General features: G+C 67.4%; 20 protein-coding genes and 1 pseudogene. 12 read left to right on the forward strand and 9 right to left on the reverse strand.

All coding sequences use genetic code 11. The features are described 5' to 3' along the window. Window positions 1-47: 47 nt before the first annotated feature. Complete coding sequence (locus ABZO29_RS44350) at window positions 48-320, forward strand: VanZ family protein (protein WP_367326408.1); 273 nt, start codon at window positions 48-50, stop codon at window positions 318-320. Window positions 321-336: 16 nt separating this feature from the next. Here the strand turns inward: ABZO29_RS44350 and ABZO29_RS44355 are convergent, their stop codons facing one another. The 7 genes from ABZO29_RS44355 to ABZO29_RS44385 form a co-directional block, all read right to left on the reverse strand. Continuing rightward, window positions 337-669 (reverse strand): putative quinol monooxygenase, encoded by a 333-nt coding sequence (locus tag ABZO29_RS44355; protein ID WP_367325864.1) that lies wholly within the window; start codon window positions 667-669, stop codon window positions 337-339. 217 nt (window positions 670-886) lie between these two features. Next, window positions 887-1,966, reverse strand: a complete 1,080-nt coding sequence (locus tag ABZO29_RS44360) for an ABC transporter ATP-binding protein (protein ID WP_367325865.1) — start codon at window positions 1,964-1,966, stop codon at window positions 887-889. 1 nt (window position 1,967) lies between these two features. Then, a complete protein-coding gene (locus tag ABZO29_RS44365; RefSeq protein WP_367325866.1) occupies window positions 1,968-3,056 on the reverse strand; it encodes an ABC transporter ATP-binding protein in 1,089 nt (362 codons plus the stop codon). Further along, window positions 3,053-3,898, reverse strand: coding sequence for a carbohydrate ABC transporter permease (locus ABZO29_RS44370; RefSeq protein WP_367325867.1), 846 nt, complete (start codon window positions 3,896-3,898; stop codon window positions 3,053-3,055). Before ABZO29_RS44370 ends, ABZO29_RS44365 begins: the two co-directional genes overlap by 4 nt. Beyond that, a complete protein-coding gene (locus ABZO29_RS44375; protein ID WP_367325868.1) occupies window positions 3,895-4,773 on the reverse strand; it encodes a carbohydrate ABC transporter permease in 879 nt (292 codons plus the stop codon). Before ABZO29_RS44375 ends, ABZO29_RS44370 begins: the two co-directional genes overlap by 4 nt. Window positions 4,774-4,854: 81 nt before the next feature. After that, on the reverse strand, window positions 4,855-6,456 hold the full coding sequence (locus ABZO29_RS44380) for an extracellular solute-binding protein (protein ID WP_367325869.1): 1,602 nt from the start codon (window positions 6,454-6,456) through the stop codon (window positions 4,855-4,857). A gap of 18 nt (window positions 6,457-6,474) precedes the next feature. Next, window positions 6,475-7,500, reverse strand: coding sequence for an NAD(P)-dependent alcohol dehydrogenase (locus ABZO29_RS44385; protein ID WP_367325870.1), 1,026 nt, complete (start codon window positions 7,498-7,500; stop codon window positions 6,475-6,477). Between the two features lie 182 nt (window positions 7,501-7,682). On the opposite strand from ABZO29_RS44385, the gene ABZO29_RS44390 reads away from it, so the two are divergent. The 3 genes from ABZO29_RS44390 to ABZO29_RS44400 all read left to right on the forward strand — a co-directional run bounded on the left by ABZO29_RS44390 (window position 7,683) and on the right by ABZO29_RS44400 (window position 11,048). After that, window positions 7,683-9,467 carry a sigma-54-dependent Fis family transcriptional regulator gene (locus ABZO29_RS44390; protein ID WP_367325871.1) on the forward strand — a complete coding sequence of 595 codons (1,785 nt, stop codon included), beginning with the start codon at window positions 7,683-7,685 and terminating at the stop codon, window positions 9,465-9,467. A gap of 119 nt (window positions 9,468-9,586) precedes the next feature. Then, the gene (locus ABZO29_RS44395) at window positions 9,587-10,456 is read left to right on the forward strand and encodes an SDR family NAD(P)-dependent oxidoreductase (protein ID WP_367325872.1); all 870 of its coding nucleotides are present in this window, start codon (window positions 9,587-9,589) and stop codon (window positions 10,454-10,456) included. Beyond that, complete coding sequence (locus tag ABZO29_RS44400; protein WP_367325873.1) at window positions 10,446-11,048, forward strand: TetR/AcrR family transcriptional regulator; 603 nt, start codon at window positions 10,446-10,448, stop codon at window positions 11,046-11,048. The genes ABZO29_RS44395 and ABZO29_RS44400 overlap by 11 nt, the downstream gene beginning before the upstream one ends. 80 nt (window positions 11,049-11,128) lie before the next feature. Here ABZO29_RS44400 and ABZO29_RS44405 read toward each other — a convergent pair. After that, window positions 11,129-11,740 (reverse strand): annotated as a pseudogene (locus ABZO29_RS44405) (LysR family transcriptional regulator substrate-binding protein); the annotation flags it as partial. 293 nt (window positions 11,741-12,033) lie between these two features. Here ABZO29_RS44405 and ABZO29_RS44410 point away from each other — a divergent pair. The 6 genes from ABZO29_RS44410 (at window position 12,034) to fabG (ending at window position 16,946) form a co-directional block, all read left to right on the forward strand. Next, window positions 12,034-13,242: an acetyl-CoA C-acetyltransferase gene (locus ABZO29_RS44410; RefSeq protein ID WP_367325874.1), complete on the forward strand. Its 1,209-nt coding sequence runs from the start codon at window positions 12,034-12,036 to the stop codon at window positions 13,240-13,242. Further along, a complete protein-coding gene (locus tag ABZO29_RS44415) occupies window positions 13,199-13,609 on the forward strand; it encodes a hypothetical protein (protein ID WP_367325875.1) in 411 nt (136 codons plus the stop codon). The genes ABZO29_RS44410 and ABZO29_RS44415 overlap by 44 nt, the downstream gene beginning before the upstream one ends. After that, window positions 13,602-13,763, forward strand: coding sequence for an SDR family oxidoreductase (locus ABZO29_RS44420; RefSeq protein WP_367325876.1), 162 nt, complete (start codon window positions 13,602-13,604; stop codon window positions 13,761-13,763). The genes ABZO29_RS44415 and ABZO29_RS44420 overlap by 8 nt, the downstream gene beginning before the upstream one ends. 776 nt (window positions 13,764-14,539) lie before the next feature. After that, window positions 14,540-15,523 (forward strand): NADPH:quinone oxidoreductase family protein, encoded by a 984-nt coding sequence (locus ABZO29_RS44425; RefSeq protein WP_367325877.1) that lies wholly within the window; start codon window positions 14,540-14,542, stop codon window positions 15,521-15,523. Continuing rightward, on the forward strand, window positions 15,520-16,194 hold the full coding sequence (locus ABZO29_RS44430; RefSeq protein WP_367325878.1) for an HAD family hydrolase: 675 nt from the start codon (window positions 15,520-15,522) through the stop codon (window positions 16,192-16,194). The genes ABZO29_RS44425 and ABZO29_RS44430 overlap by 4 nt, the downstream gene beginning before the upstream one ends. Continuing rightward, complete coding sequence (gene fabG / locus ABZO29_RS44435; protein WP_367325879.1) at window positions 16,191-16,946, forward strand: 3-oxoacyl-ACP reductase FabG; 756 nt, start codon at window positions 16,191-16,193, stop codon at window positions 16,944-16,946. Before ABZO29_RS44430 ends, fabG begins: the two co-directional genes overlap by 4 nt. Window positions 16,947-16,961: 15 nt before the next feature. On the opposite strand, the gene ABZO29_RS44440 is transcribed toward fabG, so the two are convergent. Then, window positions 16,962-17,444, reverse strand: coding sequence for a transposase (locus tag ABZO29_RS44440; protein WP_367325880.1), 483 nt, complete (start codon window positions 17,442-17,444; stop codon window positions 16,962-16,964). A 62-nt stretch (window positions 17,445-17,506) separates the two neighbouring features. On the opposite strand from ABZO29_RS44440, the gene ABZO29_RS44445 reads away from it, so the two are divergent. Beyond that, entirely contained in the window at window positions 17,507-17,935 is a 429-nt protein-coding gene (locus ABZO29_RS44445; RefSeq protein WP_367326445.1) for a hypothetical protein, read from the forward strand. Continuing rightward, entirely contained in the window at window positions 17,841-18,878 is a 1,038-nt protein-coding gene (locus ABZO29_RS44450) for a phosphotransferase family protein (protein WP_367325881.1), read from the forward strand. The genes ABZO29_RS44445 and ABZO29_RS44450 overlap by 95 nt, the downstream gene beginning before the upstream one ends. Window positions 18,879-18,881: the final 3 nt, after the last annotated feature.

The raw sequence follows: 18,881 nt of genomic DNA on the forward strand, positions 1-18,881 counted from the left end.
CGGTCTGAAGACCCGGGGTTCCTTGCAAGATCAGGCTGAATGTCGCGCTGTTCGTCCCGCTGGGGGTGGCGATCGCCCAGATCCGCCCGAGAACACGTGCGTTGCTGACGGCAGGGGCCGCCGCCGCCCTGCCGTTCGGTATCGAGGCCACTCAGTACGCCCTGCCGTGGCTGCTGCGCGCCGCCGACGCCCAGGACATCGCCGGCAATCTGCTCGGCCTTGCCCTCGGAATGACCGCACTCGCCCTGCCATGGCCCCGCGACCGCAGTCGAGTCAGCGGGCAGCCGCAGCGGTCATACCGTGAGCGCACTGCCCGCTGACGTTTCCGACCGGGAGCTACTTCTGGTCCGGGACCGCCATCTCCCCGAGAAGCGACCAGTCATCCTGCGGAACGGTCGCGTTCACGATGCGCGGCGTCTCCACCAGATGCGGCGGCAGCGTCTGCTGCGCAGCCTTGAAGTGTGCGGACTGCACATGTGCGATGCCGGCATCGGCGTCGCGGAAGGCCTCGACCAGGACGTACTCCGCCGGCTCCTCCACGCTGCGCGACCAGTCGAACCACAGGCAGCCGGGTTCGGCGCGTGTGGCCCGGGTGAAGTCGGCGCTGATCTCGGGCCAGCGGTCGGCATGCTCGGGACGGACGCGGAACTTCGCGGTGATGAAGATCATGGGATTCCTTCGCTGGCGTCTGTGCGCCCGTCATCAAGACAGGCGTGGTGTATGGCACCGGCAGGACGACTTGCCGACCCAAGGGCAGCCGACCCTGCCTGCGTTCCGGCCGCGCCCTCAGGAGTCATGGCGACAGGATCGTACGGGTTCGGCTTGCCGGTGCCGACTTTGTGGACTCCGCGACAGCGATCGTGTCGCGGTCATGGCGGACGGATCGTCACGAGCGGAGTGCCAACCGACCGTCCGCGTACGGCAGGACCTTTGCACGCGGCAGGTGCACGAGGACTTCCTCGCCCGCCGGAACTCCCTCCTCCCGCGGTGTCTTGGCCCTGACGAGTTGCCCGGCGATCTCGACTTCGAGCACGCGCTGCGCGCCGTGGTCGCTGACGCCCCGCAGCCGGCCGGGGAAGGTGTTGGGGCCGGGGTCCGTGACGACCTTGACGTATTCGGGCCGGACGCCGACCTGGACCTCCCTCGTGCTGTCGGGGGTGTCCCAGGCGACGGACAGCGGCCGGCCGCCCAGCGCGAAGGGCCTGTCGCTGCGGTCCACGGTCAGGAAGTTCATCGCGGGGGAGCCGATGAAGTAGCCGACGTAGGTGGAGGAGGGTGCCTCGAAGAGCTGCTCAGGGGTGCCTTGCTGGACGGCGCGGCCGTCCTTCATGACGAGCACTTCCTGTGCGAAGCTCATCGCCTCGTACTGGTCGTGCGTCACGTAGATCACCGTGGGCCGGAACTGCTCGGTGATCTCGCGGATCTTGCGCCGCAGCGAGTGCTTGAGCTGCGGGTCGATCACGGTGAGCGGCTCGTCCATCAGGACGGCCGCCACGTCGTCACGGACCAGGCCGCGGCCGAGTGAGATCAGCTGCTTGTCGTCGGCGGTGAGGCCGCGAGCGGGCTTCCTCAGCCGGTCGTGCAGGTCCAGGGCCTCGGCGACCTGCCGGACCTTGGCGTCGATCCGCGCCTTGTCCCAGCGCCGGCACTGCAGGGGGAAGGCGAGGTTGTCGTAGACGGTCATCGACTTGTAGATGACGGGGAATTGGAAGACCTGGGCGATGTTGCGTGCCTTCGTGGGCAGGGCGGTGACGTCGGCCCCGTCGAACAACACCCGTCCCCGGGATGGTCTGACCAGGCCGGACAGGATGTTCAGCAGTGTTGTCTTGCCGCAGCCCGAGGGTCCGACCAGCGCATAGGTCTTGCCGGATTCGAAGGTCAGCTTCAGTGGCTTGAGAGCCCATCGCTCCTCCTCGGCGCCGGGCGTGTACGTGTGCCCGACGTCGATGATGTCCAACTGCGCCATATCAGGGCCCTTCCACTGAAGCGAGATCGTATGAGGGTGTGCGCACGAGCGTGCCCTGCTCGTCGAAGGCGAACAGCTGGTCGGGGCGGAGCCGGAGTCTGACCAGGTCGCCGAGGGCGACGTCGTGGATGCCCTCGATCTGTACGACGAAGGGGGTCTCGCCGACGACCACATGGACGAAGGTCTCGGAGCCGGAGATCTCGACGAAGGTGACCTCTCCCTCGACCCCGCTGGAGGCCAGGCTGACGTCGGTGGCGCGCAGCCCGAACTGGTAGGCAGCGTCGGGCAGGTCGGCCAGGTGCGCGGAGCTGTGCGTGGCCTGGAAGCCGGCCACCGTGACCTGGCCGCCCTCGATCCGGCCCGCGAAGATGTTCATGGGTGGGTCGTTGATGATGGAGGCCACCGTGGTGGTCGCCGGGCGTTCGAAGACCTCCTGTGGGGTGCCGGTCTGCAGGATCCGCCCCTCGTGCATGACGAGGATCACGTCTCCGAGCATCATCGCCTCGGCGGGTTCGGTGGTGGTGTAGATGACGATCGTGTCGCCCTGGTCGGAGAAGAGGGCCTTGAACTCGTCGCGCAGTTGTTCGCGCAACTTGTAGTCCAGGTTCGCCAGCGGTTCGTCGAGCAGGAGGATGGCGGTGTCGCGGGCCAGGGCGCGAGCCATTGCGACGCGCTGTTGCTGGCCGCCGGAGAGCTGGGAGGGCTTGCGCTTCTCGAAGTCCGCGAGCCCCACGCTCGCCAGGCTCCGGCGGACGCGTCGGCGGATCTCGTCCCGTGACAGCCCGGCTCGCTTGAGGGGAAACGCCACGTTGTCGAACACGTTGAGATGTGGGTAGTTGATGAACTGCTGGTAGACCATGGCGGTGTCGCGCTGCCACACCGGCGTCTTGAGGAAGTCCTCTCCTGCCCGGGTCAGTGAGCCGGAGTCCACTTTCTGCAGGCCGGCCAGGGCCCGCAGCAGCGTTGTCTTTCCGGCCATCGTCCGGCCGATGACGGTGTGGAGCCGTCCTGGCTGGAAGGTGGCGGTGACGTTCTTGAGGTGGTCGACACCGTCGACGCTGAGGCACAGATCAGTGGCGCTGAGGTTCATCGGACGGCTCCGGACAGGTTCCCCTTGGACAGATAGCGCTCCACCCAGAGGGCAAGCAGGATCAGTGGTGCCACGCCGAAGAGCGCGGCGGCGGACAGCGTCCACCACGGTGGAATGGAGGAGTTGAGGGCGACGACCGCCTGGGGCAGGGTCTGGACCTCGGTGAAGGTCAGGCGGAAGGCGAAGAAGAAGTCGTTCCAGCCGAACACCGCGCAGAACATCGCCGCGACAGTCAGCCCGGGCAGGGAGTTCGGAAGGATGGCCCGTACGAAGGTCTGGAACGGGGGGCAGCCGTCCAGCATCGCCATCTCGTCGATCTCCCGGGGGATGCCGTTGAAGAAGTCCACCATCACCCAGACCGCGATCGGCAGCAGTAGCGCGACCGTCACGATGACCAGGCCCGGGATGGTGTCCAGGAGGCCACCCCACTGCAGGAGGTAGAAGAAGGGGATCACCAGGACGACGGGCGGCATGATCCGTTGGGAGACGAAGAAGAACACGATGTCGCTGTTCTTGATGAAGCCCAGCTTGAACCGGTACCGCGACAGCGCGTAGGCGGCCAGGGACCCCAGGGCCAGGCTGATGGCGGACGCGGCGATGGTGATGATCGCGCTGTTGACGAAGGGATCGATCACATCGATACCGCCGGCTCCGCCGAAGATGTTGCGCCAGCCGGTGAGAGTGGGCTTGTACTGCACCCACGGGAGGTAGGTGGGACCGCCCTGGACCGCGTTGGCGTTTTTGAAGCTGGTCGTCATCGCCCAGAAGAACGGTCCCGCGACGAAGCAGGCCCACAGGGCGATCACCGTGTACTTGAATACGGGATAAAGGCGCGATCTCATGCGTCCCCCTTCAGCTTGAAGGCCCTGGTGAGCAGGGCGGCGACGACCGTGAGGGTGACGATCATCAGGACGAGGTAGGTCAGGGACATTGCCCCGCTGTAGCCGGTCTGCTGATCGCGGAGCCCTTGGATGTAGAGGTAGTAACCCGGGGTCTCTGTGGAGGACCCAGGCCCGCCGGACGTCAGTACGTAGACGCTGTCGGAGAGCTTGGACGCCTCGATCAGCCGGATGATGATCGCCGCAACCGAGACCGGCGCCATGAGGGGGAAGGTCACTTTCCAGAAGGTGCGCCAGGTGCCGGCGCCGTCGATCGCGGCGGCCATGAACGGTTCCTTCGGCAGGCTCAGCAGGCCTGCCAGCAACAGCAGGAACATGAAGGGGGTCCACTGCCAGACCTCGACGGTCATCAGCGCGGCCAGCGCCGGACCGGACTCGGTGAGCCAGGGAATTCTTGTCAGGCCCAGCATCCCCAGCAGATCGTTCACCGGCCCCAGGGACTCATGGAAGATCGTCTGCCAGATGGCGGCCATCACGACGGGCGTGGTCATCATGGGGACGAGGAACAGCACCCGCCAGAATCTGCGGCCGCGTACGTTGCGCCAGACCAGCAGAGCCACACCGAAGCCGATGACGTACTGGATCAGGACCGTGCCGCCCGCCAGCAGGACCAGCCGGGTGATGGAGGCCCAGAAGCGGCTGTCGTGCAGCATCGCGCTGTAGTTGGTACCACCGATGAAGTCCATCCGAGGGTTGCTGACGTTCCAGCCGGAGAAGCTGACGCGGATGGTGAACAGAAGCGGGAAGATGATGATCAGAAAGAGCGTGAGCAGTCCCGGCAGCAGGAACATGCTCTTGTGCCGGCGCAGGCCGTCCATGGTTCTCCTTGCGGAAAGGGGGCGGGAGTCCCCGGGTGGCCTGCTGTGCGGTCCGGCCACCCGGGGCGTCCTGCGGTCGGATCAGGAGTTGTCCTCGAGCGCGACCACGTTGCGATAGGCGCTTTGGACCTTGTCCTTGCCGATCTGGTTGGTGATCTTGGTCCATTCCTCGGCCACGCCGTCCAGCGCGTGCTGCGGGGACTGCTGGCCGGCCAGCGCCGCGGCGACGCCGTTGGCCAGAGCGGACATGTACTGGTTGACACCGGGAACGCGCAGGTCGAAGACGCGGTTGGGGCTCTTCTCCATGCCGGAGAGCGTGAGCACGTACGACTCGGCGACGTCCTTGTCCCAGCCCTGCTTCTCCCAGAACGCCGGGTCGAAGTGGGCGACGCGGTAGGGGTTGACGCCGAAACGGCCGATGGTCAGGTCGAGAGCGGTGTTGGCCTCGTTGCTGAAGAAGCACAGGTAGTCGAAGGCCATCTCCTGGTGGCTGGAGGCCTTGGCCACCGCCGAGGTCCATCCCCAGGTGAAGTAGGGCGCCTGGTTGGCCTTCTTGTCCCATGACTTCGTGGTGCGGTTGTAGACCTCCGACGAGCCCGGCAGCGGCGCAGCCTGGACCGTGTTGCGGATTCTGCTGTCCGGCTGCTGGGCCTGGATGAAGGCGTCGTCCCACGAGTAGGACATCAGCGTCTGGCCGCCTCCGAAGGAGAAGATCTCGTCTCCCAGGCCGAAGTTGGCGCCGCCGGGTGCCCAGGTCGACTTGGCCTTCACCATGTCCTGCAGTGCGCGGACGAAGCCCGGCGTGTTGATCAGCGGCTTCATGGTCTGGACGTCGAAGAAGACTCCGCCCTTGACGTCGGGGTTCTTCACGTACGGCGCCGCCCGGCTGATGAACGCGGAGAACGTCAGGTCGTCGCGCTTGGTCACCTCGGCACTGCCGTAGTTGGGCTTGCCGTCGCCGTCGAGGTCCTTGCCGCTGAAGAACTTGGCTGTCTCCTGGTACGCGGCCCACGTCTTGGGCACTTCCAGGTCCTTGCCCGTGGCCTTCTTGTACTCCGCCTGCCGCTTGGGGTCCTTCAGCACATCGGTGCGGACCTTGAGGTAGTGCCGGTCACCGTCCACCGGGTACTGCACGACCTTCCCGTTCCAGGTCGCCACGTCCATGTAGGCCTTGGTGACGTCCTTCATGCCGGGGGTGTCGAGGTACTTCTCCGGGACCGGTGCCAGGTACGGGGCCATGTCACCGATCCACAGGGACGGGTAGAACATGACGTCGTACGCCGGCTGGCCCGCCTGCAGGGGCGTGAGAATCTTCTGATGCAGCTCGCCGAAGGGGACGTTGACCACCTCGACCTTCCCGCCGGTGATCTCCTCGAACTGCTTGGCGTGCAGTTGGGTCGGCTCGCCGATGACGGGAACGGCGTGGCTGATGATCTTCAGCGTCTGTCCGGAGTAGTCCTTGCGGCTGATCGACTCGTAGCTGCAGGGTCCGGGGACGTCCTTGACCTTCGTCGCCGGGTAGTCCTTGCCGTACTTCTTGTAGCTGATCTCCGAGCCGAGGTTGAAGAGCGCGGCCTTTTCCTTGGGCTTTTGCTGTGCCTGGTTCTGGGCGGTGCATGCGGTGGTGGTCAGGGCCGCGAGGGCCGCGACGGCGACCAGGCCCGTGTACGGTCTGCTGCGCATGGGGCTTCTCCTGGGGTGTCAGGGGATCAAGATCGCTCGGCCGCGCACGGCGCCGGCGTCGAGGTCGTTCAGGGCCTGCTGGAAGGAGGCGAGGGGATAGCGCTGGGTGTGCAGGGTCACCTGGCCGCGGGCCGCCAGGACCATCAGCTCGGAGAGGTCGTTGTAGGAGCCCACGAGGTTGCCGATGAAGTTGATCTCTGTGGAGATGACGTCGATCGTCGGCACGTGCAGGTGGCCGCCGTAGCCGATGACGTAGTAGTTGCCGTTGCGGCGCAGGCAGGCCACGCCCGTCTCGACGGCGCCGCCCTCACCGACGAAGTCCAGGACGGCCTCGGCCCCGTGCCCCGCGGTGAGGTCCCGTACGCGGTCGGCTTCGCTGCCGTCCGCGACGAGCGTGTGGTCGGCGCCGAGTTCCTTGGCCAGCGCGAGGGCCTCGGGGCTGCGGTCGATGACGATCATCTCGACCGGTGACAGGGCCCGGAGTACCTGGATGCCGATGTGTCCCAGTCCGCCGGCGCCGATGACCACGGCCTTGTCGCCGGGCCGCAGCACCCGGGCCGCCTTGGCGACGGCGTGGTACGCCGTGAGCCCGGCGTCGGCCAGGGCCGCGACCGAGGCCGGTTCGAGGGACGGCGCGAGGGGCACGACCGAGCGGGCGGTGGTCTTGAGGTACTCGGCGTAGCCCCCGTCGGTGTCGATCCCGGGAAAGGCCGAGTTCATGCAGTGCACGTCGTCGCCGGCCCGGCAGGCGCGGCACAGACCGCAGGTCACCAGCGGGTGCAGGATGACCGGGTCACCGACCTCGACGTGGGTGACGGCCTGCCCGACCTCCGCGACCCAGCCGGCGTTCTCGTGACCGATCGTGTACGGAAGGGTGACCCCGCTCTTGTCGCTCCACTGCCCTTCGAGGATGTGCAGATCGGTCCGGCAGACTCCTGCGCCCCCGATCTTCACGATCACGTCCAGCGGACCGGTGATCTGCGGGTCCGGCACGTCCACGAGCACGGGTGGCTCGTCGTACTCGATGACCTGCACGGCTTTCATAGCGGCTCCCTGCGAGTCGGCGGGTGGATGGTGCGCCGATTACACAGGCCGCCGCTCGCAGGTCGATGTCTCAGAAACCGTCCGCGGATGTCTCAATGTGATACAGGCCGTAGGCGCGAAGCCGTCGACCTGTTCCAATCACTGCACCGACGAAATGTGACGCGCGCCGTACGGGAGTGTTAATGCCCCGATACCAACCCGGGAGCTCACTGAGAGCGGCCAAGGAGCTCTACCTGGAGGTCACCAAGGAGCCAAACGCCAGGCCACTCGTGGTCGCCTCGTGGCAACGCTCGATCGAATACAAGGTGAAGTCGGGCAGCCTGGACGCTCCCTACCTGGAGAACCCCAATCTGGACAGCCCCCTGGCCAGGGCGGCGCTGCCGATCCTGGACAGGTTGCACAAACAGCTCGCGGACGACCCGGTGTCCACGATGATCACGGACCGGGACGGCGTGGTGCTCTCCCGGAAGGTGTCCCACGAGGGTCTGACAACGCACCTCAACCGCGTGCATCTGGCCCCGGGGCATGTGTTCGCCGAGCGCTATGTGGGCACCAACGGCATCGGGACCGCACTGGCCAGCGGCCGCCCGGTCATGATCGCCGGAAGGCAGCACTACGTCGAGGATCTGCGGGACTTCCGCTGTGCGGCCGTACCGATCCTGCATCCCACCCGGCGCACCCTGCTCGGAGCCTTCAACCTCACTACCGTCCGTCAGGGCTCCGACGGCATGCTGATGGCCTTCGCCCGCTCGGTGGCGGCTCAGATCGAGGGCGAGATCGCGGCGATCGGCTCGCGGCGCGAGCGGGCCCTGTTTCAGGACTACATGGAGGCGTGCTCCTCGGTGCGCCCGGGCCCCGTGTTGGCCCTCAACCGTGATGTCGTCATGATGAACGAGCAGCTCAGGGCAGCGGTGACCGGGCCGGATCACTATGTCCTGCTCGACCATGCCCGGGAAATCGCCGACGACCGCCGGTCGGAGGGGACGCGCAGCATCGCCCTGCCCTCGGGCCGGGTCGCCGAACTGAGGGTCCGTCGCTGTCGGCGCGAGGACAGCGACGCGGGCGCCATCCTCCGGGTCCGGCTGATCGGACGCTCCCGGCCCGGTCCTGCGGTTTCCGCCGCACCTGCCCGGCCGGTTCTGGGACTGGTGGGCTCGTCTGCGCAGTGGCTGCGCGCGGTCGCCGACAGCGAAGCGGCGTTCTCGGCCGGGACGTGGCTTCATCTCCTGGGCGAAGTCGGCGTCGGCAAGAGGACGGTGGTCGAGGCCCTGCACCGGGCCCACGGCGCCGGACGCCGGCTGGAAATGGCGGACGTGCCGCTCTCGGATGCACCGGCTGTCACCGAGCGCTGGCTGCACGACATCAGCGAACTGCTGGCCGTGCCGTCCACGGTGCTCGTCCTGCGCGACGTCCACTTGTTGGGTGACCGGCTGCGGCAGCGGCTGAGGAGCCTGTTGATGCACCTGGACGGCACCGCCACCGGCCAGTTGGTGATGACCAGCCAGCCGTCGATGGTCAGCACCGACGACCAGCTGGACCAGTTCTGCGGTGCCACGGTGGAAGTGCCGCCCCTGCGCCATCGCTACGGTGACATCGAGCACCTGGCGCGGTTGTTCCTGCGCAAGTACCGGCCGAGCGGCGAGAGCACGTTCTCCCCGGAGGCGCTGGCCCTGCTTCAGCGATGCCCCTGGCCGGAGAACGTCCGGCAGCTCGAGGCGGTGATCCGCGGCCTGGCGCGGCGGCCCTCCGGCCGGATGATCGACGTCGAGGACTTGCCGCCGGAATGCCGGGTTTCCTCGCACAAGGTCCTGACCACCATCGAGGCGCTGGAACGCGACGCCATTCTGCGTGGGTTGATGGAACGCAACTCCAACGTCCAGCGCACCGCGCAGGATCTCGGGATCTCCCGCGCCACGATGTACCGCAAGATGCGCCGTTACGGGATCGTCCCGTCGAGCCTGACCTGACATGTGAAGCCTGCAGCCGAGGACTTTCCCGGGGCGATCTCAGTGCTCACGACTCGCCGGTGCTTCCAAACTAGAATTGTCCTCTAGAACAAATTTTTAGTTGCTCGTATGGTGAAGCCATGAGCTCGACACCGACAGCCGTTGTCACTGGCGGCAACCGTGGCATTGGATACGCCGTCGCACGAGACCTCGTGCGCCACGGTTACCGGGTCGTCCTCCTCGTGCGCGACCGGCAGCGCGGTGAGACGGCCCGCTCGGCCCTCGGAGCGCTGAGCGGATCGGACGTCGCCCTCGCCGTCGGCGATCTCTCCGAACTCTCCGGTGTGCGCTCGGCAGCGCAAGCGGTGCTCGCCTCCTGCCCTCGCATCGACGTGCTGATCCACAATGCCGGCATCTGGCCCAGTGGGCTGGTTCACGGCGAAAACGGTCTCGAGAAGGCCTTCGTCATCAACCATCTCGCGCCGTTCGTCCTCAACCACCTCCTGGAGCCACGGCTGGTGGCCTCCCGGGCCCGCGTGGTTCAGGTCAGCGCCGGGCTGTACGCCAAGGGACACGTGGACTTGGAGAGCACGCCGACAGGAGCCCATTTCCACCCGCTGCGCACCTACGCGGACACCAAGCTGTGCAATGTGATGCTGGTTCCTATGTTTGCGCAACGCTGGAGCGCGGCCGGAGTGCGAATCAACGCGGTACATCCCGGGGTGATCCGCACAGGGCTGGGCGACCGTCCCGGCGCGTCCGGCTACGTGCTCAAGGCGATGAAACTGCTGTGGAAGTCGCCGCGAACCGGAGCAGCCGCCGTCATCCGGCTGGCACACGGCACAGCCGCCGCAGATCTCACCGGACGGTACTTCCACATCGACAAGGAGACCCCCTTGGCCCCGATGGCACGCGACACCGCGCTGGCACAGCAGATCTGGGCCCAGGCGCTGGAGTTGAGTGGTCTGTCACAGACCCCGCCGCCGTCCGGAGCGCCCGGTGTCGCCTAAGCAGCAGCGTGGCGAGGAGACCGCCCGGCGCCTGCTTGCCGCCGCACTGGAGGTCCACGAACACAAGGGGCCCGAAGGCTTCACGGTGCAGGCCGTGACAGCCACCAGCGGAATCAGCCTGGGCAGCCTGTACCACCACTTCGGCAGCTTCGACGGACTCGCCGCCACGCTCTACGCCCGTTGTATGGCCGACTTGCTCGATGCGCTGATCACCGCGCTCGAGCGGACGAGGACCGCCCGGACCGGGGTGCGTGCGGTGGTCGTCGCGTACCTGCAGTTCGCCGAGGAACAACCTGCCAAGGCCCGATTCATCCACGCTTCGGCTTACGCAGGGTTCCTGCCTGCTCACACCACGGTCGTCGCCGCGGCCAAGGGCCCCCGCATCGAGCGCCTCCTGACCTGGCTACGGCCGCATGTCGAAGCCGGACGCATCGTCGACCTTCCCGATCCGCTCATGGAGATGCTTCTCATCGGCCCGGTGGCGGAAACCGCCCGACGCCGGCTGGCAGGCGACCCGACCATTGACCTCCAGCAGGCTTGCCGTGCCCTGCCAGAACGGATCTGGCAGTCCGTCCGCGGTCCGCAAGGATGACCTCTTCCTCGAAGGCAGCTGGCCAAGCGATGCTGTCGTCCGCCCTGGAGGGCGAGACCACTGCTCACGGCCGCTGAGGCTCAGGGGGTTGGCCGCAGTCGTCCACTGGGGACCGTGGCACGCAATGCCCGCACCAAGGCGCGCACGACGGCGGACCCGGCCAGTTCGGTGGTGGTGACACAGCCGACCTGGCGTGTCGGGCGCCCGGGTCCGAGATCGGTGATCCCGACCGAATTCGGTGCTCCGATCAAGGAGAGCGTGGGCATGATGGCCATTCCGTGACCTGCGCTCACCAAGGAGAGCATCGCTCCGTCGTCCTCGGCCTCGATGGACGCCTTCGGGATCCAGTCCTGCGCGGTCCACAGTCGCGTGTGTAGGAGCCGCAGTTTTCGGCCCAGTCGACCAGCGGCAGCGAACGCGGGGTCGCGTTGCCTGCCGCGTGCACCAGGGCATACGGCTCTTCAAGGAGTCCGCTTGCGACCAGACCCGGTGGAAGGGGCATGGAGCCACCCAGTGTGGCGATGCCTATGTCGGCTCCCGTCGGCCACTTCGCCCGCGGTGCCGCGTCCGATCTCGCGTACGATCCGCACCCGCGGCTTGATCCCCGGGTGCCGGGTGCGTAGGCGCTCAAGGGCGGGCGGCAGCATGTGGAGAGCCGCGCTGCGGAAGGCCGCGATCCGCAGCGGCCCCTCCGCGACGTCGGACCTGGCCGCGCCGCGCGCCTCGGCTGGAAGGCCGGACTGACGGGCTGGGTGGGCAAGGCGAACGGCGTCGGGCGGCAGGCCCTGTCTGACGGGGATCCAGCGCGTTCTGGCGACCGTGCCTTGCCCACGGGTCTTGTTCCATGAGGCAAAACTTCGAAATTATGGCAAGAAATCGAGAAAGTGCGTTAGGGTGGCGGAGGGGTTCCGCGGACAGGCGGCGCGCAGCAGAGGTCAACTGTCCGCGAAACCTGTGAACGCTTCTTTGCTAAGGAGAACCCCAGATGCCCGAAGCCGTGATCGTTGCCACCGCCCGTTCGCCGATAGGCCGCGCCAACAAGGGATCGCTGGTCTCGATGCGGCCCGATGACCTGGCCGTGGCCATGGTCCTAGCAGGTCTTGCGAAGGTTCCGGCCCTGGACCCGTGTGACATCGATGACCTCATGCTCGGGTCCGCGCAGCCGGCAGGCGAGGCGGGCCACAACATGGCCCGGGCCGTGGCCGTGCTCGCGGGGATGGATCACCTGCCCGGTACCACGGTCAGCCGTTACTGCTCCTCTAGCCTGCAGACCACCCGGATGGCGTTCCACGCGATCAAGGCGGGCGAGGGCGACGTCTTCATCTCCGCTGGCGTCGAGGCGGTGAGCCGGTACGGCAATGGCTTCTGCGACATCCCCGGCACCGAGAACCCACTCGTCGACGGGGCACGCAAGCGCACCGCGGTCCTGGCCGAGGGCGGTCAGGGATGGAGCGACCCGCGACCCGCCATGCCCGACCTGTACGCTGCGATGGGGCAGACCGCCGAGAACGTGGCCCGGCTCAAAGGCATCAGCCGTCAGGAGCAGGACGAGTTCGGCGTCCGCAGCCAGAACCTCGCCGAGAAGGCGGTCGCCAACGGCTTCTGGGAGCGCGACATCACCCCGTTGACGCTGCCGGACGGCAGTGTGGTCTCCGCCGACGACGGCCCTCGGCCCGGCGTGACCATGGAATCGGTCTCTCAGCTCAAGCCGGTCTTCCGTCCCGACGGAAGCGTCACCGCCGCGAACTGCTGTCCGCTCAACGACGGCGCGGCAGCGGTCGTCATCATGAGCGACACCAAGGCCAAGCAGCTCGGACTGACCCCGCTGGCCCGGATCGTCTCCACCGGCGTCTCCGGGCTCTCGCCCGAGATCATGGGTCTCGGTCCGGTGGAGGCGAGCAAGCAGGCTCTCGCCCGGGCGGGCATGACGATCGGTGACATCGACCTTGTCGAGATCAACGAGGCCTTCGCGGCGCAGGTGATCCCGTCGGCCCGCGACTTGGGCATTGACGTCGACAAGCTCAACGTCAATGGTGGCGCCATCGCAGTCGGCCACCCTTTCGGCATGACTGGCGCTCGCATCACCAGCACGCTGATCAACTCGCTCCAGTTCCACGACAAGCAGTTCGGGCTCGAGACGATGTGCGTGGGTGGCGGACAGGGTATGGCGATGGTGCTGGAGCGGCTCTCGTGAGGACTCGCTTCGCAGGCAAGACGGCGATCGTCACCGGCGCGAGCCGTGGCATCGGATCGCCATCCTGGAACGGCTCGTTTCCGGCGGCGCGAAGATGGGCGCCGTCACGGCGCGCAAGCAGGACGCGCTCGATGCTGCCGCTGTTCAGCTCGGCGGTTGCGATCGCGTGCTCGCCGCCGGCACGGCCGACGGCACCGCACATCACGAGGACACCATCGCCCGCGCGCTGCGGATGTCGGGGAGCATCGACCTGGTCAACAACACTGCCGTCAACGCGGGGTACGGCCCGGTCGTGGAACTGCAGGCCGACATCGCCGCAAGATCTGCGACGTCATCTGCCTGGCTGCGCCGCAGCGGGTGTGGGTGATCGCCGTTGCCGACAGTACCCGTTGAGACGGCTCGGCGTGCCCGACGACATCGGCTCCGCCTTCGTCTTCCTGCTTTCACACGACGTCGCGTGGGTCACCGGTCAGGAGCTGGTCGTCGACGGTGGCGTGACCCTGGTGGGCGGAGCGCGGTGAATACCTTACGGGTCGGGGCGTCGTCGTCACCGGCGCCGCCCGCGGCATCGGCCGTGGGATCGCGTTGAGGTCGCTTCGGAAGGTGCGCGCGTGGTCGTCCGGGGACCTCGACGAGCAAGGCGTGCAAGGCCGTGGCAGAGGAGGCCGGTGGTTTCGCTGTTCCCGGCGACGCGGCCGCACCGGAGGTCTTGGCATCGCTGAACGAGCGTGCCACGCAGTACCTCGGTGAGATCGGCGTGTACGTCGCCGGCACCGGAGTATCGCGCAGATTCGGCCTCGACCCGTCGAGGTGGACTGGACGCTCAACATCGAGGTGAACCTGATGGCGTACGCGCGTGTCGCCGGGATTCCGGCCCCGTCGTGGCTCGAGCGCGGTCGCGGTAGCGGCCGATTCGTCGTCACGGCATGGTCTGCCGTCTTGTCATGTCGCTCGGTGCGGCGACGTACTCAAGCACCGGGCATGCGGCCGTGGGGTTCGCGCAATGGCTGTTGGCGACGTACCGCCGTCGTGGGATTGAGGTCCGTGCTGTCCGTCTGCGGGGCGTGCAGGCCGCGATGTTCGAGGAGAGCGGCGCGGGGGCGACGTCTTGGTCGCCGACGCAGCCAGGACTCCGGATGAGGTCGTCGGCGCGTTGTATGGAGGCGATAGAGCAGTGCCGGTTCTCGGCACTGCCCCATCCCGGGGTCGCCAGTTACTCCTTGGCCCGGGCAGCAGACACCGAGGGGTGGCTGTCCGGCGTGAACAGGCTCCCTCAGAACTTCGAAACGAGGCAGCAATGAAGGCATGGCAAGTCACCCAGCTGGGCGAGCCGCGGAACGCCCTCGTGCTCAGCGAGGTCGCCGACCCCGTCCCGGCCGCTGGACAAGTCGTGGTCAAGGTCTTGGCAGTTGCCGCGAACTTCCCCGACGCGCTGCTGTGTCGCGGGCTCTACCAGATCAAGCCCGAGCTCCCCTTCACGCCCGGCGTCGAGCTGTGCGGCGAAGTGGTCGCGATGGGCCAGGAGGTCACCGGCTTTGCGGTGGGCGACCGGGTGCTGGGCAATCCAGACCTGCCGCACGGTGGTTTCGCCGAGTATGCCGTGATGAGCCAGCACACGACGTTCCACGCACCGCGAGTCCTGGAGGATGCGGAGGCCGCCTCGCTGCAGATCGGGTACCAGACCGGCTGGTTCGGACTGCACCGACGGGCCGGCATCCAAGCCGGTGAGACCCTCCTCGTGCATGCGGCCGCAGGCGGTGTCGGCAGTGCTGCCATTCAGCTGGGGAAGGCGGCCGGGGCGCGCGTCATCGGCGTTGTCGGCGGCCCGGACAAGGCGGAGTACGCGCGCTGGCTCGGAGCCGACGTCGTCGTCGATCGTCATGAGCAGGACTTCGTCGAGGTGGTCAAGGAAGAGACCGGCGGCCGAGGCGCCGATGTCATCTACGACCCCGTCGGAGGCGAGAGCTATCGGCGTTCGACGAAGTGCATCGCCTTCGAGGGCCGGATCGTCGTGGTCGGCTTCGCCGGAGGCGAGATCCAGTCGGCGACTCTCAACCACGCGCTGGTCAAGAACTACTCGATCCTCGGTCTCCACTGGGGTCTGTACAACAGCAAGGATCCGGCCGCGGTGCAGCAGTGCCACGCCGAACTCACCCGCCTGGCTGACGCCGGACGGATCAAGCCGCTGGTGAGTGAGCGGTTGGCGTTGGGTGACATCGCCGATGGTGTGCAGCGGCTCGCCGACGGCAGCACGGTCGGGCGTCTGGTGTGCGTCATATGAGCGAGCCGGCCCGCATCGAGTCCGTGGTCTTCGACTACGGGGGAGTCCTTACGAACCCGGTCAGCAGCGGCATCAGTGCGTGGCTGGAGGCGGACGGCATGGCCCCGGAGTCGTTCCGGGCCGTGCTCAAGGCATGGCTCTCGCGCTCCGCTTTGGGGGGCAATCCCATCCACAGGCTTGCAAGCGGCGCGCTGAGCGTCCAGGAGTTCGAGGAGCTGCTCACGCCACAGCTGCCGACTCACGGCGATCGCCCGGTTGTCGCATCCGGGATCTTGGCGCGGATCTTCGCGGGGATGCGTGCCGATCCGAGCATGTTCGCGCTGGTCGAGGAGCTGCGCGCGCTCGGCATTCGTGTGGCGCTGCTGTCCAACGGCTGGGGCAACACCTCTCCGCGTGCCCGCATTGACTCTCTCTTCCACGAGGTCGTGATCTCGGGCGAGGTGGGGCTTTGCAAGCCGGACCCCACGATCTACCGGCTCACCCTGGAGCGCCTCGGGATCACCGCGGAGGCCGCGGTCTTCCTCGACGACGCGGAGCCCCACGTTGCCGGTGCCCGGGGCGTCGGGATGCACGCCTGGCTCCACATCGACCCGGCCGGCATGCGCGACGCCATGAGTCGGCTCGTCCCCGGACTGCGGTCCGTGACCCAAGTAGAAGGAGTAGGAGCATGACCGAACAGCGTGTGGCCATCGTGACCGGAGCGGCACGCGGCATCGGAGCGGGGGTTGCTCGCCGGCTGGCTCACGACGGCCTCGCCCTGGCGGTGCTCGACCTCGACGAATCCGCGTCGAGCCTGGTCGCCGGTGAGATCGTCTCCGGCGGCGGACGCGCCATCGGGATCGGGACCGACGTCAGCGACGAGCAAGCGGTGGCCCATGCGGTGACGCGGGTGGTGGCTGAGCTGGGTCCGCCCACGGTGTTGATCAACAACGCCGGCATCATCCGCGACAACCTGCTGTTCAAGATGACCACCGACGACTGGGATGCGGTCCTCAACGTGCACCTGCGTGGTGCCTTCCTGATGACCCGCGCTGTCCAGGCCCACATGACGGAGGCGCAGTGGGGCAGGATCGTCAACCTGTCGAGCACCTCCGCGCTTGGCAACCGCGGTCAGGCCAACTACGCGGCGGCGAAGGCCGGTGTGCAGGGCTTCACCAAGACACTGGCGATCGAGCTCGGCAAGTACGGCATCACCGCCAACGCCATCGCTCCCGGCTTCATCGAGACCGAGATGACGCAGGCCACTGCGAAGCGTGTGGGTGTTTCCTTCGAGGACTTGAAGGAGAACGCCACGAAGGTCATCCCCGTGGCCCGCACCGGCCGTCCCGAAGACATCGCCCACGCCGCGTCTTTCTTCGTGAGCGAGGGCGCCGGCTTTGTGTCGGGGCAGGTTCTGTACGTCGCAGGCGGCCCGCAGGGCTGAGCAGCATTGCCCGTCTCAGAAGAAGTCACCGTGGTGGGGGTCGAGGGCCCACAGCACGTCGCGAGATGTGTCCAGGACGTCGCCGATCAGTGTCAGCAGCTCGGTTTCGTCGTTCCGGACCCGGCCGGACAGCAGCCGCGCGCCCTCCTCGGTGATCCGCAGGCAGTGATGGTGCGTCCTTTCGATGTCCGACCCGGCCCAGATCTCGGCGCGGTCACATCCGCAGCTCGTCGTGTATCGATCTCGCAGACGACCTCGCCGGCATTGCCCAACAGCAGCGATCGGGTCGACGTACCCGATGGGCGGTCGAGTCGTCGCGGGCCTGGGGCGGCCACGTTTCCCAAGCCGTCCACGCGGCGCGACGGCGGCAGCCGCACCCAGGGCTCCTGGGTCCACCGATCTTGGGAATGACCAGTGCAGACGCGACAAGAAAGGCAGGGGAACAGTGAAGGTCTTCAACGGCAGCGCCGAACTCGAAGAGGCGGTCGGCAGCCACATCGGCTGTAGCGACTGGCATGAGATCAGCCGGGCGCAGGTGAACGCCTGCGCGGACGCGACGGGTGATCACCAGTGGATCCCCATCGACCCGGGAGGGCGCCGCCGCCGGACCGTTCGGCACCACCATCGCGCACGGCTTGCTCTCGCTGGTGCCGATGCCCTCGGACCAGATCTTCCGGATCGAGGGCCTCTCCATGGCGGTCAACTGCGGCTGCGACCGGATATGGTTCCCTGTGCCCGCGCCGGTCGAATCACGGGTTCGTGCCGGCATCGAGCTGGTGCCGCTGAAGCAGAACTGCCTTGGTCATCTGATGACTTCGCCGGTCACGATCGAGATCGACAGTGCTCAGAAGCCGGCCTGCATCGCGGATTCCCTCGCAGTGGTGGTTCCCTCACATGACCCGCTCATCGGGGAGCGAGCTGCCGGGTCTCGACCTGGGCCGACTTGCTCGGTGGCTCGACACCGAGCTGCCCGGAGCGCGCTCAGGTGAGCTCGGTGGCCGCGTGATCGCAGGCGGTCGCTCGAACCTGACCTACCTGGTGGGCGACGGCGTGCACCGGTGGGTGCTCCGCCGGCCGCCCCTCGGACACGTGCTGTCCACCGCGCACGACATGTCCCGCGAGTTCCGGGTCATCTCGGCGCTGCAGCAGACAGCGGTGCCGGTGCCTGCGGCGTACGGGTTCTGCTCCGATCCCGAGGTATTGGGGGCTCCCTTCTACGTGATGGAGCACGTCGAGGGCACGCCCTACCGTGAGGACTGGCAGCTTGAGCCGCTCGGTCCCGAACGCACGGCGACGATCGGGGGCCGGGTCATGGATGTGCTCGCCGCCCTGCACGGGGTCGACCCCGACCCGATCGGCCTCGCCGACTTCGGCCGCCCGAAGGGATTCCTCGAGCGGCAGGTACGCCGGTGGGGCGCACAACTCGATGCATCGCACATCCGGGACCTCGCCGGCGTCGACGAGCTGCACGCACGACTCGCAGCCAATGTCCCGGAGACACTCGCGTCGGCCATTGTGCATGGCGACTACCGGCTCGACAACGTACTGATCGATGAGGACGACCAGATCGCGGCCGTGCTCGACTGGGAGATGTCCACGCTCGGCGATCCGCTCGGTGACGTGGCACTGCTGGTGGTCTACCAGCGCAGCCAGGAGTTCGGCGCCGGCGCTGCCGTCGCCACCTTCCCCCGGGCCTCGGGCTGGCCGTCCGAGGATGAACTGCTCGAACGCTACGCAACCGCGAGCGGTCGCGACCTCGGCAACCTCGGGTTCCACCTCGCCCTTGCGGCTTTCAAGGCGGCAGCGATCCTCGAAGGCATTCACTACCGCTACGTCCACGGACAGACCGTAGGCCCTGGATTTGACGGGATCGGCGACCTGGTCGAGCCCATGGTGGCCATGGGCCTCGACGCTTTGAAGGAGCACTACTGATGG

The sequence above is a fragment of the Streptomyces sp. HUAS ZL42 genome (genome assembly GCF_040782645.1).
Classification (GTDB): Bacteria; Actinomycetota; Actinomycetes; order Streptomycetales; family Streptomycetaceae; genus Streptomyces.